The sequence below is a fragment of the Mannheimia cairinae genome, assembly GCF_028649535.1.
Lineage (GTDB): Bacteria > Pseudomonadota > Gammaproteobacteria > Enterobacterales > Pasteurellaceae > Mannheimia > Mannheimia cairinae.
In genome coordinates, this window is record NZ_JAQSJE010000007.1 from 208,205 (window position 1) to 220,643 (window position 12,439).

Below are 12,439 nucleotides of genomic sequence, written 5' to 3' on the forward strand. Positions count from 1 at the left end.
TAAATGAGTATTGCAATTAACCAAATTGTAAACGCCAATGTGTATATCAATGGCAACAGCCAAATGGGCCGAGCTAACGAAGTAAAAATCCCTGATATTGAGTTTGAGGGAATTGAACACAAAGGCTTAGGATTACATGGTGTGATTAAATTGCCTGCTGGTACGAATGCGATTGAAGCAGAAATTACTTGGGATAGCTTTTATCCTGAAATCAGAGCTGTCTTGCTTAATCCATACAAAAACACTCAATTGATGATCCGCTCTAACTTGCAAGTGTTTAACTCTCAAGGCTTAGCTGCAGAAGAACCAATGGTTACAATCATGAATGTGTCAGCCGCTAAAATTGGTGGTACAGGACACAAAAATAAAGAAAATGCGGAATTTGCAGACACCTTAAATGTATTCTCTATCAAACAAACAGTGGCTGGACGTGAACTATTATTTATTGATGTGTTGGCGAATATCTACCGTGTAAATGGTGTGGATGTATTGCAGAAATTCCGCACCAATATCGGGCAGTAAATTCTTTCAAGCAGTTTAAAATCAATTTAAACGCTATTTAATTAAACTCCTTTGTGAAGTTAAACAACAACCACTCACAAAGGAGTTTTTTATGTCTGAAAAATTAGATAAACTATTAATTTTCAAAACTATTGAATTAGATTATCCAATTCAAGATGGTCATGGGAAGACCATTACAGAGTTGAAATTACGCCGTGCTAAAGCGAAAGATTTACGTAATGCTCAAAACCAGAAAAATGAGGCTGACCAAGAGTTTTATTTGCTCTCAATATTAACAGGATTAGTAATGGAAGACATTGCCGAACTAGACATTGCTGATTATCATAAACTCCAAAGTGCATTGAAAGAGATGCAAAAGGGAAAGTCAGCTTAGAGGAACTAGATAAAGCACTTGCAGATTTGATGTGGTGGTATGGCTGGCAACCAAGCGAAGTTGAAGAAATGACTTTAGAAGATATTGAACGGTGGTTAAAACAAGCTCAACGTCAAGTTAATGCTCAATATACAAAAGCCGCTGTTTAGCGGCTTTTATCTTTATTAGATTCAAGACGGAAACTATCCCAAATCTTATTTTGCATTTTACGTAATGTTGGGTTGCTGGCTTGTAAAAGTTTTGAAGGTGTTTGATTGAATTGAGCAGAATTCTTGGTCAGTTTAACTAGATATAACAAGCTTATAGTAATCACTATACCTAGTATAAATATTCCAACTATATTTGAAAATGCAATCAATCCATAAAAAGCTAAGCCCATCGTTAATGATGCAAGAACGATAGCTCCCACAATCAGAAAAACAGTATCAAAAAATTTCAACATAGCATTCCCTCTTAACGATTTACTGGAACTATAAATTATGTCTTCAAATTTAGCAATATCTTTAGTTATTGGGGCCTCTGTAGGTGGTGCAGTAAGTGCATTGAGAGGTTTAAAGAATGAGTTAAACATATTAAGAGATAATTCCTTATCTACTCAAGCCAAATTTGGCGCATTGGGTAAAGGAGTAATTAAAGGTATTGGTGGTGCAATATCAACAACAACAGCCATTGGCTCGTCTATTTTTGGACTTGCTCAGCCCGCAATGCAATTTGAAAGTGCAATGGCTGATGTTAAAAAGGTGGTGAATTTTGATACACCTGAGCAATTTAAGGAAATGGAACAAGATATCCTTAAATTAACTCGCACTATCCCTATGGCAGGAGAAGAAATTGCAGCCATTGTAGCAGCTGGTGGGCAAGCTGGCATTGCTCGTGAAAATCTATTGGGATATGCCGAAGATGCCGCAAAAATGGGCGTGGCATTTGATATGGCTGCTGGCGATGCTGGTACTGCAATGGCAACAATGGCGAATGTCCTTGGTAAACCTATTCAAGAAATGGCTAAGTTTGGTGATGCTATTAACTATCTTTCGGATAATGCCAATGCAAAAGCCTCTGATATTGTCAATGTAATTGCTCGGGCAGGTTCAGACACCAGAATGCTAGGCTTAACAGAAAATCAAGCGGCTGCATTGGGTTCAACTTTTTTATCAATGGGTAAAGCCCCTGAACTTGCTGCACAAGCAATGAAAGGTATGACATCTGCTTTTGCTGAACTTAAAGCGGGCAAACATCAAGAGGAATTAAAAGCTCTTGGATTTACCACAAAATCCTTTGCTGCTGCAGTGAATAAAGACGCTCAAGGAGCGATTACCAGCTTTATTGAGAAAGTCAAAAAACTACCAAAAGATAAGCAATATCCATTATTAGCCAAAATGTTTGGGAAACAATACGCTGATGATGTGATGTTACTTGCACAAAACACAGGCGAATATAACCGACAATTACAGCTACTTCAGGAAACAGATGAAAAGGGAGAATTGAAGTATTTAGGTTCAATGCAAAGGGAGTTTGAAAGCCGTAGTGCCACGACTGAAAATAACTTACAACTATTAAAAAACAGTTTTTCCGAGCTTGGTATAACAATTGGGGCAAAATTCTTACCACTTATCAATAATGTGGTTAATGATCTTAAACCTATTATATATGGCGTAGTTGAATGGATTGGGAAAAATCAAGAGCTGGTTAATCAATTCTTATTAGTTGGGGCTGGTTTAGCAACTGTTTCAGTAGGGTTCTTTGCATTAAAGGCTTTGTTATCTGGGCTTGCGTTTGGCGTTTTTGGTGTATACAAAGGGTTTACTGGATTTTTCAATATCATCTGGGCATTAGTGAGAGTTGCAGGATTATTAAGCCTTAAATTTTTAGATCTGAGCTTATCTTTTGCCAAGCTATTTATCAAAATTAATCTTGGCATTATGAAAGGTTTTGTTGTAATACTCAAAGCAACATTTGCAGCAGCTTTTTCCCTAGCAAAGATGTTTGGTGGCATATTTTTGAAAGCCATTGTGGGAGTTGGTAAAGCCTTTCTATTTTTGGGGAGGGCAATGCTTGCGAGTCCTATTGGTGCATTAATTGCCATTGGTACTGTTGCACTATTAGTGTACCAGTATTGGGAGCCGATTAAGGGATTTTTTCTCAACTTATGGGCAACAATAAAACCTTATTTTGACAATTTTTATCAATTTGCCAGCACGCTTTGGAATAACATCACAGGTATTTGGTCTGATGCTTGGGAAGGTGTTAAGGGCTGGTTCTCTGGCTTATGGGATAGTTTCAAGAGCTTATTTAGTGGCAATATTTCTGCATTAGGTAATATTATCCTTAGTTTTAACCCATTAGCCTTATTTATGACAGCCTTTAATTCGGTACTGAACTGGTTCGGCATTGATTTACCTACTACATTTAGTGGTTTTGGTAAAAATATCATTGATGGTTTGGTAAATGGTATTAGAAATGCTTGGGAGGGTGCAAAACAAGTTGTTACTGAATTAGGTTCTGGAATTAAAAATTGGTTTGCCGAAAAGCTGGGTATTCACTCGCCGAGCCGTGTATTTATGGGGTATGGCGATAATATAAGTCAAGGCTTAGCGATTGGTATTGCTCAAACAGCTATGCAAGCAACTAATTCTGTATTGGCTATGGGGCAACAAATGCAAAAAGCAGCACCTAAAACTCTTGATGCACCTGTAATAAAACCAATCAAGGCGCCAAAAGTACCAAAAATAACGCCCCATAAAGAATCGAAAATATTAACACCGAAAACACAAATAGCTGTGCCAAACCAAGTGTCAGCAAAAAATGAACGCTTAAAATATATTGCTCGAATGCAGGCACAAGACAAGCTACAGAATGCAGTCAAATTTGAGCCTGTTTTAAATAAGGTTGAAACTATCGTTAAACCAATATTAAACGAGAAAAAAGGCTTGTTAGGCTCACTCTGGGACGATGTCAAATTTGGGGCGAACTTTGTTAGTAATTTGCTTGGCTTAAATCAACCAAGCCTAAAAACACCGGATTTTAACCCCAATGCAAAACGCCAACCGAGTGAATATGTTTCTTTACAACAGGTTTATGAGCAACAGCAAGCCAAAGCCACGAGAGAGAATCATCATATTGTGGTGAACTTTAATCCGACCATCAATGTAAATGGGAGGAACACGGCTCAAAGCGTAACAGAGCAAGTGCAGCAGGGATTAAATATGAGTTTGGTGGAATTCGAGCGTTTGCTTGACCGAGTGCTTGACCAACGACAACGGAGGGCTTACTGATGTATTTTATGCTGGGGAATATTGCTTTTGAGCCGGTGGATTTAACCGAATTTAGCGAGCAACATACCGCTGAATTTGCCGAACACGCGGTGTTGAAAGGTAAACCTCGTTTACAGGCAATGGGCGAAAAACTCAATGAGTTGAGTTTTGCTATTCGGCTGCATCATAAAATCGGGGGCGTTGAAAGCCGTTATCAAGCCTTGCTGTCGGCAAAAGCTAAACAGGAGGCGTTGGCTTTAATTTGGGGCAGTAAGTATAAAGGTAATTATGTGATCGTAGATATTTCCTCAACCACATTATTCACCGATGGTAAAGGTAATGCCCTTGCCCGAGAGATGCAAATCAGCCTAAAAGAGTTTGTCTGTGATAATGACGGTGGTTTGTTGGGAGAGGCATTAAATTTTGGTAGTAATTCATTACTAGGCTCTATTTTGCCAAGCGGTGCAGTATCCGCCTTTTCTAAGGCAAAAACGGCGATTAATCGTGGTGTAGAGCTTTATAACCGAGGTAAGCGGTTGATTGATGAAGTACAAAACACCGTTGCAGTAATTCGTCAGTTGAAAAACGACCCATCAACAGCATTAGCTTATTTACCCAGTGTATTGGGTAATTTAGATGGTGCGTTAGGGAGTTTTCGAGAGATTACCGGGTTTGCCAGCGTGTTGGGAGATTTGCACGCAATGTTACCGGCTGCGGTGAGATTTAGCCAAGAAGTTGGTGGGATTTATGCAGATCTTGAATCAATGAAAAATAGTTTGAGTAATGCCGAAAGTGGTAATGATTGGGCGAATTGGGTTGTACCGGCAGATAATGCCTTATCAAGCGTATCAGAGAGTTTTGATAACCTTGCAAAACCGGTAGCAGAAATGACCGCTTGGATTGTGTTGCGAACTGATGAAACATCAGAGGTGGAAAATGGCTGAAACATTGCTTAAACACATTGTGAAACAAGGTGAGCGTTGGGATAACTTGAGTTATCAATACTACGGTAATGCATTTGAATATGGACGTATTATAGATGCTAATCCGCATATTAGCTTTTGTGAGGTATTGCCGACAGGAGCTGTTATTTATATCCCTGTGCTGAATGTGAAGCCAACCAATAATGAAAATATGCCACCGTGGTTAAGGGGGGCTGATGAGTAATGTACCAAAACCCGACTTCTCGCTGTTTTATGAGAAAACCAACATTACGGCTGATATTGAGCCGCATTTGGTACAGCTGATCTACACAGACCATCTTGAAGGGCAATCAGACGAGCTGACGGTGGAGTTTGAAGATATTAGCGGTAAATGGATTCGTCAATGGTTCCCCACTCAAGGGGATAAATTACGAGCAGCGATTGGCTATAAAGATAATGTATTAACGGATATTGGGGAATTTGAAATTGATGAGGTGGAATATAGCTATAAACCCTCAACCATTAACTTAAAAGCCCTTAGCACCGGCATTAGCAAAGCTAACCGCACCTTAAAACCCAAAGCCTATGAAAACACAACTCTGGCTCAGGTGGTAGCAAAGGTTGCTGATAACCTGAAATTAAAGGTAGTCGGTAAGATTAAAGCGATCCCAATTAAACGCATTACTCAATATCAAGAGCGAGACGTGGAATTTTTAGCACGACTTGCCCGGGAGTATCACCATAGCTTTAAAATTGTCGGTAATCAGTTGGTGTTTACTGATAAAAGTGAATTGGGACAAAGTGAGCCGGTGTTGATTTTGGAAGAGCAAGATACCCTCTCTCTGCGTTTGCGTGACCGTATCAAAGATACCGCAAAAGCCGTGGAAATCAGCGGCTATGATACAAGCGGTAAAAAAGTAGTGAAAAAACGCAAAAAAGCAAAAGCGTTGCGGGAGAATATCAAGCAAGCAAAAGCGGCAAGCGAAGATACGTTGAAAATCGTAGCACGAGGCGAGTCCCAAGAACAGATTGAAGCACGGGGCGAAGCGGCTCTTGCCGAGCAAAATGAAGATCAGTCTGCGGGTGATATTGAGTTAATCGGCAACCCGAAATTAGTTGCCGGAGCAACGATTTTATTGCGTAACTTGGGCGTGTTTAGTGGCAAGTATCTGATTAAATCGTCACGCCATACGATTAGCCGTAATGGTGGCTATACTACTCATATTGAGGTCAGAATGTTGGAATTTATCGCTGATGATTTAATCACATTAGGTATGGAGGCAACCAATGCAGACCCATAATTTCGGGGCGACCTATCAGGAAGGGATTGTGTCAGCAGTTGATCCGAAAACTCACAAGGTACGGTGTAAAATCCCTGCTCTTGAAGATTTGGAAACCGCTTGGCTTTCGTTCCTTACCCCTAATGCCGGTGGCAATCAGTTTTACTGCTTGCCGGATAAGGGCGAGTTAGTGGCAATATTACTTGACCATCAAGGCGAAGGTGGTTGTGTATTAGGGGCAATTTACAACGAGCAAGACCCAACACCGGTTGCTGATAGTGATTTGTGGGTTAAGAAATTTAGCAATGGTACAGAAATTTCGCACAATCGCAAGACGGGCGATGTGGTGGTGAGTACAAGTGGTCATTTAACCGCAACAGCCAAAGGTGGAGCCACGATTAATGCGGATACAACCGTGAATGGCTCATTACACACCACGGGCAAAATCACTTCAGATGTTGAAGTATCTGCTCCTAAAGTAAAACAAGGCAGCATTGAACTCGGCACACATACCCACAGTGGCGTTGAAAGTGGAAATAAATTCTCCGGCACACCTCGTTAAATAATCTTTAAACCTGTTTAAAATCCATTTTAAAGATAGCCCTGTATCATCAGGGCTATGAATAGACAACACTCAATTCAATCAACCCACTGGCAACTTGCCCCATCAACCGATACTGCTGAGGTGGTGCAAGGCATTGATGATATTCATCTCTGTATTGCCAATATCCTTTCAATTCAAAAAGGCACGGATATTTTACGCCCTGAATTTGGCTCAGACCATTTTCAATATATCGACTACCCGGAAGATGTTGCTATACCAAATTTTGTGCGAGAAATCACAACCGCCCTGCAAAAATGGGAAAAGCGGATTGAGATTGAAGAGGTGATTGTAGAGGGAGAAGCTCCACATTTTACTTTTACCGTGATGTGGCACTTAACCGATGATATTTACCGTGAAATCTACCGTACAACTGTAGGCTAAACATAATGACCGAACCAATCAAAATTATTGACGAAGATGTGAAAACGGTGCTTGCCGAAGCGATTGCCGATTACGAAAAACGCACCGGCAAAACGCTTCAACCGGCACACATTGAACGCTCCATTATTCAAACTTATGCCTACCGTGAGCAGTTATTACGCAAAGGTATTAACCATGCCTTTTTACAAACTTTTCCGCAATTTGCAACGGGGATTGCTTTGGATTTGTGTGGTGAGACTTTTGGTTGTTATCGGTTACAGGCTAAACCTGCACGTACGTTACTACGGTTTACGGTAAGTGGCGAGCATACCTCTATTGTTATCCCGAAAGGCACGCAAGTCTCTGTTGATGATGAGCTGTTTTTCAGTACCTTAAATGATGAGGTCATTACACCGCTTATCTCTTATGTGGAAGTTGAGGCGGAATGTAACCGTATCGGCACGGTTGGTAATGGCTGGGAGATTGGACGAATCAAAAAGCTCAAAACTCCTCTCGAAACAATTTACAAGGTGATAGTAGAAAACCGAGACCATCCAAGCGGTGGGTTAATGCGGGAAGAAGATGAAACTTACCGTAAGCGAATTTTAGCTGCACCGGAAGCCTTTAGTAACTGTGGCTCTATTGCCGCTTATGATTACCATGTCCGCTCTGTCTCGCAAGATATTGCTGATGTGAACATTTCTACGCCTCGTGGCGGATTAGTGCGGATTGCGGTGCTAGCTAAAAACGGGTTACCCGATACCCGATTGCTTGAGGATATAAAAAAACACGTCAGTGCCGAACGGTTACGTCCGCTTTGCGATACGGTTGAGGTAATCAAGCCAACAGAACGTCGTTATCAAATTACTGCTCGTTTAACATTGTTAGAGGGGTATCGCGAAGATTTGGTGAAAACCCAAGCCCGAGAGGCATTACAACTCTATTTATCTGATAAAACCAAAAAACTCGGCTTAGATATTGTACCTTCAGCCATCATTGCCGCCTTAAGAGTCGAGGGGTTTACGATGTGAATTTAATTCAGCCGGGCAAAACCATTATCAACGAAACTGAATGGGCGAACTGTACAGCAATCAGCGTAGAAGTTGAAGAGGAACGCAGTAATGGCTAATTTGCAATATGCTGACATTATTGTGCGAGACCTTAAATATAAGGCATTAGCGGACTTAAGCAAGAGGTTAAATTTGCTGGATACTTCGCAAATTATGACCACGCTGGTGGATTTATTGGGCGATGAATGTATCCCTCTATTGGCAGAAAAATGGTCGGTGACCGGCTACGATGGCTTGTTGGTTGCCGATAGTGAAAACTCGAAACGGGCGTTAATTAAAGGGGCGATCGAACTACACCGACTAAAAGGCACTCCGTGGTCAATTCGTGAGGTATTACGACGGTTAGGATTGGGTGAAATTGAGATTGATGAAGGGCTGAAAAACAGACTGTATGAAAATACCACAGTAACCGCTATCCCTCAAAATGAACGTTGGGCATATTATGCAATTCGACTCAGTAATCCGATTACCAATGAACAAGCTCGTAATATCCGTAAGGTATTACGCAATTTTGCTCCAGCACGTTGCTCTCTCGCCGTTTTAGATTATAAAGCCGCACCAATACGATACAACAACAAAGCAACCTATAACGGCACATATAACCACGGCTCAAGTTAAGGATAAATTATGGCAGGCGTACAAGAAACCGCACAGTGGGAAAACCACGTTTATCGAATTGAAGAAAACGACCCCGTACACGGAGGAGAAAATGGTGTAACCAATAAGCCGATTAAGCATTTGGCAAACCGCACGCTTTATTTGCGTAAATTACTCACCGAGGCAGGGCAACGCATTAACCCGAAAAAGATCACTGCAACCACTCGTAATAGTAATGATTTAACCGGGCATACCCACGAGATTGACCTTGCCAGCCTGACGACTAAGGGCTTAGTACAGCTGACTAATGATACTGGTTTAGATAGCGAATCACTTGCCCTTACTGCTAAAGCTGGTAAAGCAATTGCTCAATCTCTTGCTCAGACAAGATTAGATATGACAAGTGGGCTGAATCAAAAGGTCAATAAAACAGATATTAGTAATGCCGTAAACTCCAGTAGTCAAACCACTGTAGCAAGCTCACAAGCGGTTAAAACCGCATATGATAAAGGGGTTGAGGCTAAGACTGCAGCAGACGTAGCTCAACGTGCAGCTAACGCTAAACAATCACCGGCAACTACGTTATCAGGTTATGGTATTACTGATGCTGCTTTAACCAAGGCATTAACAACCGAAAATCTTAATTTGATAACCACCCCGGGTTTATATGGGCAAGGAGCAAACGCAAATGCGACAACTCAACGTAATTATCCTGATACCAAAGCGGGGGCATTGCAGGTAATTAACTCGGCTTATGGGGTAATGCAGACCTATATTACTTATGATACTCGCTATATGTTTGTGCGTAACCAAGCTACATCGGGTTGGAGTGATTGGGTAAGGATTGATGGGTTGGATAAATTGCCTATTACAGGCGGGACATTGTTAGGTAATCTAACAATCCAAGGTGGTAGCGATTACAATAGTATTATGCACTACAACACCTCCGGTAAATATACTCTAACACAAGGTTCTCCAGATGGCTCAACGAATTTTTATGCGGTTGCTTATTTCGATTCATCGGGCAACCGGGAATATGGTGCATTTTTTCCAAAATCTGGAACTACTGAGTTTGTAGCATATCAGAGTTGGGTGAATAGTGTTATTGGTAACTACATTCTCAACTCTAAAAGATCAAACTCTACGAATAGCACTAGAACAGATACAGTAGCGACTAGTGCTGCGGTTAAAGCTGCTTACGATAAAGGTGCTGAGGCTAAAGCTGCAGCAGACGCTGCTCAACACACAGCTGATGCCAAGCAATCTCCGGCAACGACGTTATCCGGTTACGGCATTACTGATGCTGCTTTAACCAAGGCATTAACAACCGAAAATCTTAATTTGATAACCACCCCGGGTTTATATGGGCAAGGAGCAAACGCAAATGCGACAACTCAACGTAATTATCCTGATACCAAAGCGGGGGCATTGCAGGTAATTAACTCGGCTTATGGGGTAATGCAGACCTATATTACTTATGATACTCGCTATATGTTTGTGCGTAACCAAGCTACGTCGGGTTGGAGTGATTGGGTAAGGATTGATGGGTTGGATAAACTGCCTATTACAGGTGGTACATTATTGGGCAATTTGGTGGTTAATAGCGGGGATTGGTCAAAGATTGCATTGCTAAATAACTCGGGCAAGCAATTAATTGTTGAGGCAACCCCTGACAGCTCATCCAATATAGGTAATATTGTTTACCGCGGAGCAACCAATCAAAATGAGGCAGCAATAAATATCCCACGCAAAAATGGGACAATGGCCTTGGATGGGGATATCTATCATAAAAATAGATATAGATATACCGCATACCCAAGACATTATCATGGCGCGGAGGTGTACAAAATCCCTATGTCTGATGCAGGTGGGTTAATGATTGTAACGTTAAGAGCTGATGTTTGTGGGCGTACCACGCTAAATCTGCCGGAGTCGTTTAAGGCTGCAAATTATAGTGTTGTAGCTAATGATGTTGGTGGGGGGCGCATTGTGTTAAGCGCTAATAGAGCAAGTGGTAGTCAGATTACGGTAATAGGTGTTGATGGTAGAGATGCCACAGCATCTATACAATGTATTGGCTGGGTTGATTTTTAGAGTTTAGGGTGTGAAAAATGAAAATGTACAACATTGAGCAAGGGGTTTTTGATGATCATCCAAGTGATAGTATTACCCCTGATGGTTGGTATGCCATTAATTCCGAGGATGAGATTAATGCAATATCAGAGAGCGTGACTGGTGGTGGTATGGTTTGGGTTGAGGGGGGCTGCATCAAAACATCAGGCAAAGCTCCAAGCCCATATCATGAGTGGCAAGATGGGCAATGGGTATTATCAGCAACTTTACAAGCGGCCAAAAAAGCTGAAGATATTGCAAAGGTTCGAGAGGCAATCAACGCCTTGCGTGACAGTAAAATCAATGGTGGAGTGTATGTTGAGGCAGTGGGTAAATGGATTGATACCGATGCCACCGCCGAACGTAATATCTTATCGGTCAAAGCAAGCTATGATTTATTTGGCGATATGGAGATTGCGTGGACCTGTGCAGATAACTCAATCCTGATGATTGACAAGGCTAAATTGATGGTAATTTGGCAAGCCCTAATGCAAGCTAAGACAGACAATCACGCTAACGCATTACGCCATAAGGCAGCGGTTGAACAAATGGCAAACCCTTTAGAGTACGATTACTCTAAAGGTTGGACACAATGTTATCACGACTACCTCAAGGATCTAGGCAATGAGTAATAAAGTCTATCTTGCTCTCTACAAGGGCTACGGTGGTAGCCTGTATGACCGCCTAACGGATTGGATTATCCGCAAAGTGACCAAAGGCAAATACTCACATTGCGAGATTGCTGTACAAAAAAGCGAGATTAAAGACCATTACCACCGAGAGGTATGGTATGAGTGCTATACCTCAAGCCCTCGTGATAGTGGTGTGCGACAAACAGTTATTAATCTTGATGACGGCAAATGGGATTTAATTGAGTTACCAAATGTCCACGAGCAGCAAATTAAAGCCCATTTTTCTGCAACAAATGGCAAGCCTTACGACTGGCGAGGTGTACTGGGGATTGTACTAAGCATTAAACAAAATCAGGATAAATATTTTTGTTCTGAGTGGTGTTTTAACTTAATCAAAAACAGTAATGAGGGCTGGCGATTTAGCCCAAATGACTTATCAGCAATATTGAGAGGTAAGCCAATGACATAGGTAAAATATAGCGACAGGGAGGGTGTTAGAGCCACCCAACCTGTTGGCTCAACGCATAGTTGTACAAACCTCTGCAAGCTATAACGGCAAGTATGAGGATAATATGGTTTATAAGTTCTAAATTTAAACGCCCTTTAATGATGATTTAAAGGGCGTTTGTTTAACCATAAAAACTAAGAAAATATAATGCTGCTTAGCTTTCGCTTTTTTTGTGGTTTTATTTCGTAGTTTTTTTGGCTCGCTACA

General features: G+C 41.3%; 14 protein-coding genes and 1 pseudogene. 14 read left to right on the forward strand and 1 reads right to left on the reverse strand.

The annotated features are described in order from the left end of the window. Nucleotides 1–3: 3 nt before the first annotated feature. The 3 genes from PTQ27_RS07850 to PTQ27_RS07860 all read left to right on the forward strand — a co-directional run bounded on the left by PTQ27_RS07850 (nucleotide 4) and on the right by PTQ27_RS07860 (nucleotide 1,044). A complete protein-coding gene (locus tag PTQ27_RS07850) occupies nucleotides 4–522 on the forward strand; it encodes a phage major tail tube protein (RefSeq protein WP_273749059.1) in 519 nt (172 codons plus the stop codon). A 91-nt stretch (nucleotides 523–613) separates the two neighbouring features. Further along, nucleotides 614–895, forward strand: coding sequence for a phage tail assembly protein (locus PTQ27_RS07855; protein WP_273749058.1), 282 nt, complete (start codon nucleotides 614–616; stop codon nucleotides 893–895). A 29-nt stretch (nucleotides 896–924) separates the two neighbouring features. Beyond that, nucleotides 925–1,044 (forward strand): GpE family phage tail protein, encoded by a 120-nt coding sequence (locus PTQ27_RS07860; protein ID WP_273749057.1) that lies wholly within the window; start codon nucleotides 925–927, stop codon nucleotides 1,042–1,044. Here the strand turns inward: PTQ27_RS07860 and PTQ27_RS07865 are convergent. Further along, nucleotides 1,041–1,337 (reverse strand): hypothetical protein, encoded by a 297-nt coding sequence (locus PTQ27_RS07865; RefSeq protein ID WP_273749056.1) that lies wholly within the window; start codon nucleotides 1,335–1,337, stop codon nucleotides 1,041–1,043. The two genes, PTQ27_RS07860 and PTQ27_RS07865, sit on opposite strands and share 4 nt — an antisense overlap. Before the next feature lie 37 nt (nucleotides 1,338–1,374). On the opposite strand from PTQ27_RS07865, the gene PTQ27_RS07870 reads away from it, so the two are divergent. The 11 genes and pseudogenes from PTQ27_RS07870 (at nucleotide 1,375) to PTQ27_RS07920 (ending at nucleotide 12,193) form a co-directional block, all read left to right on the forward strand. Beyond that, the gene (locus PTQ27_RS07870) at nucleotides 1,375–4,167 is read left to right on the forward strand and encodes a phage tail tape measure protein (RefSeq protein ID WP_273749055.1); all 2,793 of its coding nucleotides are present in this window, start codon (nucleotides 1,375–1,377) and stop codon (nucleotides 4,165–4,167) included. Further along, entirely contained in the window at nucleotides 4,167–5,090 is a 924-nt protein-coding gene (locus PTQ27_RS07875; protein ID WP_273771124.1) for a phage tail protein, read from the forward strand. Before PTQ27_RS07870 ends, PTQ27_RS07875 begins: the two co-directional genes overlap by 1 nt. Next, on the forward strand, nucleotides 5,083–5,313 hold the full coding sequence (locus tag PTQ27_RS07880; protein WP_273749874.1) for a tail protein X: 231 nt from the start codon (nucleotides 5,083–5,085) through the stop codon (nucleotides 5,311–5,313). The genes PTQ27_RS07875 and PTQ27_RS07880 overlap by 8 nt, the downstream gene beginning before the upstream one ends. Further along, on the forward strand, nucleotides 5,306–6,370 hold the full coding sequence (locus PTQ27_RS07885) for a phage late control D family protein (RefSeq protein WP_273749873.1): 1,065 nt from the start codon (nucleotides 5,306–5,308) through the stop codon (nucleotides 6,368–6,370). Before PTQ27_RS07880 ends, PTQ27_RS07885 begins: the two co-directional genes overlap by 8 nt. Continuing rightward, nucleotides 6,357–6,911 carry a phage baseplate assembly protein V gene (locus PTQ27_RS07890; RefSeq protein WP_273749872.1) on the forward strand — a complete coding sequence of 185 codons (555 nt, stop codon included), beginning with the start codon at nucleotides 6,357–6,359 and terminating at the stop codon, nucleotides 6,909–6,911. The genes PTQ27_RS07885 and PTQ27_RS07890 overlap by 14 nt, the downstream gene beginning before the upstream one ends. A 57-nt stretch (nucleotides 6,912–6,968) precedes the next feature. Continuing rightward, nucleotides 6,969–7,334 carry a GPW/gp25 family protein gene (locus tag PTQ27_RS07895; protein ID WP_273749871.1) on the forward strand — a complete coding sequence of 122 codons (366 nt, stop codon included), beginning with the start codon at nucleotides 6,969–6,971 and terminating at the stop codon, nucleotides 7,332–7,334. Nucleotides 7,335–7,339: 5 nt separating this feature from the next. Beyond that, nucleotides 7,340–8,442: pseudogene (locus PTQ27_RS07900) on the forward strand (baseplate assembly protein). Beyond that, nucleotides 8,435–9,001: a phage tail protein gene (locus PTQ27_RS07905; RefSeq protein WP_273749870.1), complete on the forward strand. Its 567-nt coding sequence runs from the start codon at nucleotides 8,435–8,437 to the stop codon at nucleotides 8,999–9,001. The pseudogene PTQ27_RS07900 and the gene PTQ27_RS07905 overlap by 8 nt, the downstream one beginning before the upstream one ends. A gap of 9 nt (nucleotides 9,002–9,010) precedes the next feature. Then, nucleotides 9,011–11,074, forward strand: coding sequence for a tail fiber protein (locus tag PTQ27_RS07910; RefSeq protein WP_273749869.1), 2,064 nt, complete (start codon nucleotides 9,011–9,013; stop codon nucleotides 11,072–11,074). A gap of 17 nt (nucleotides 11,075–11,091) precedes the next feature. Then, on the forward strand, nucleotides 11,092–11,724 hold the full coding sequence (locus PTQ27_RS07915) for a DUF4376 domain-containing protein (protein WP_273749868.1): 633 nt from the start codon (nucleotides 11,092–11,094) through the stop codon (nucleotides 11,722–11,724). Then, on the forward strand, nucleotides 11,717–12,193 hold the full coding sequence (locus tag PTQ27_RS07920) for an enoyl-CoA hydratase (protein WP_273749867.1): 477 nt from the start codon (nucleotides 11,717–11,719) through the stop codon (nucleotides 12,191–12,193). The genes PTQ27_RS07915 and PTQ27_RS07920 overlap by 8 nt, the downstream gene beginning before the upstream one ends. Nucleotides 12,194–12,439: the final 246 nt, after the last annotated feature.

What these genes read in the sequence shown, in the direction of transcription:
- PTQ27_RS07850 (WP_273749059.1), top strand. Translation starts at nt 4, where the DNA reads ATGAGTATTGCAATTAACCAAATTGTAAACGCCAATGTGTATATCAAT.
- PTQ27_RS07855 (WP_273749058.1), top strand. Translation starts at nt 614, where the DNA reads ATGTCTGAAAAATTAGATAAACTATTAATTTTCAAAACTATTGAATTA.
- PTQ27_RS07860 (WP_273749057.1), top strand. Translation starts at nt 925, where the DNA reads ATGTGGTGGTATGGCTGGCAACCAAGCGAAGTTGAAGAAATGACTTTA.
- PTQ27_RS07865 (WP_273749056.1), bottom strand. Translation starts at nt 1,337, where the DNA reads ATGTTGAAATTTTTTGATACTGTTTTTCTGATTGTGGGAGCTATCGTT.
- PTQ27_RS07870 (WP_273749055.1), top strand. Translation starts at nt 1,375, where the DNA reads ATGTCTTCAAATTTAGCAATATCTTTAGTTATTGGGGCCTCTGTAGGT.
- PTQ27_RS07875 (WP_273771124.1), top strand. Translation starts at nt 4,167, where the DNA reads ATGTATTTTATGCTGGGGAATATTGCTTTTGAGCCGGTGGATTTAACC.
- PTQ27_RS07880 (WP_273749874.1), top strand. Translation starts at nt 5,083, where the DNA reads ATGGCTGAAACATTGCTTAAACACATTGTGAAACAAGGTGAGCGTTGG.
- PTQ27_RS07885 (WP_273749873.1), top strand. Translation starts at nt 5,306, where the DNA reads ATGAGTAATGTACCAAAACCCGACTTCTCGCTGTTTTATGAGAAAACC.
- PTQ27_RS07890 (WP_273749872.1), top strand. Translation starts at nt 6,357, where the DNA reads ATGCAGACCCATAATTTCGGGGCGACCTATCAGGAAGGGATTGTGTCA.
- PTQ27_RS07895 (WP_273749871.1), top strand. Translation starts at nt 6,969, where the DNA reads ATGAATAGACAACACTCAATTCAATCAACCCACTGGCAACTTGCCCCA.
- PTQ27_RS07905 (WP_273749870.1), top strand. Translation starts at nt 8,435, where the DNA reads ATGGCTAATTTGCAATATGCTGACATTATTGTGCGAGACCTTAAATAT.
- PTQ27_RS07910 (WP_273749869.1), top strand. Translation starts at nt 9,011, where the DNA reads ATGGCAGGCGTACAAGAAACCGCACAGTGGGAAAACCACGTTTATCGA.
- PTQ27_RS07915 (WP_273749868.1), top strand. Translation starts at nt 11,092, where the DNA reads ATGAAAATGTACAACATTGAGCAAGGGGTTTTTGATGATCATCCAAGT.
- PTQ27_RS07920 (WP_273749867.1), top strand. Translation starts at nt 11,717, where the DNA reads ATGAGTAATAAAGTCTATCTTGCTCTCTACAAGGGCTACGGTGGTAGC.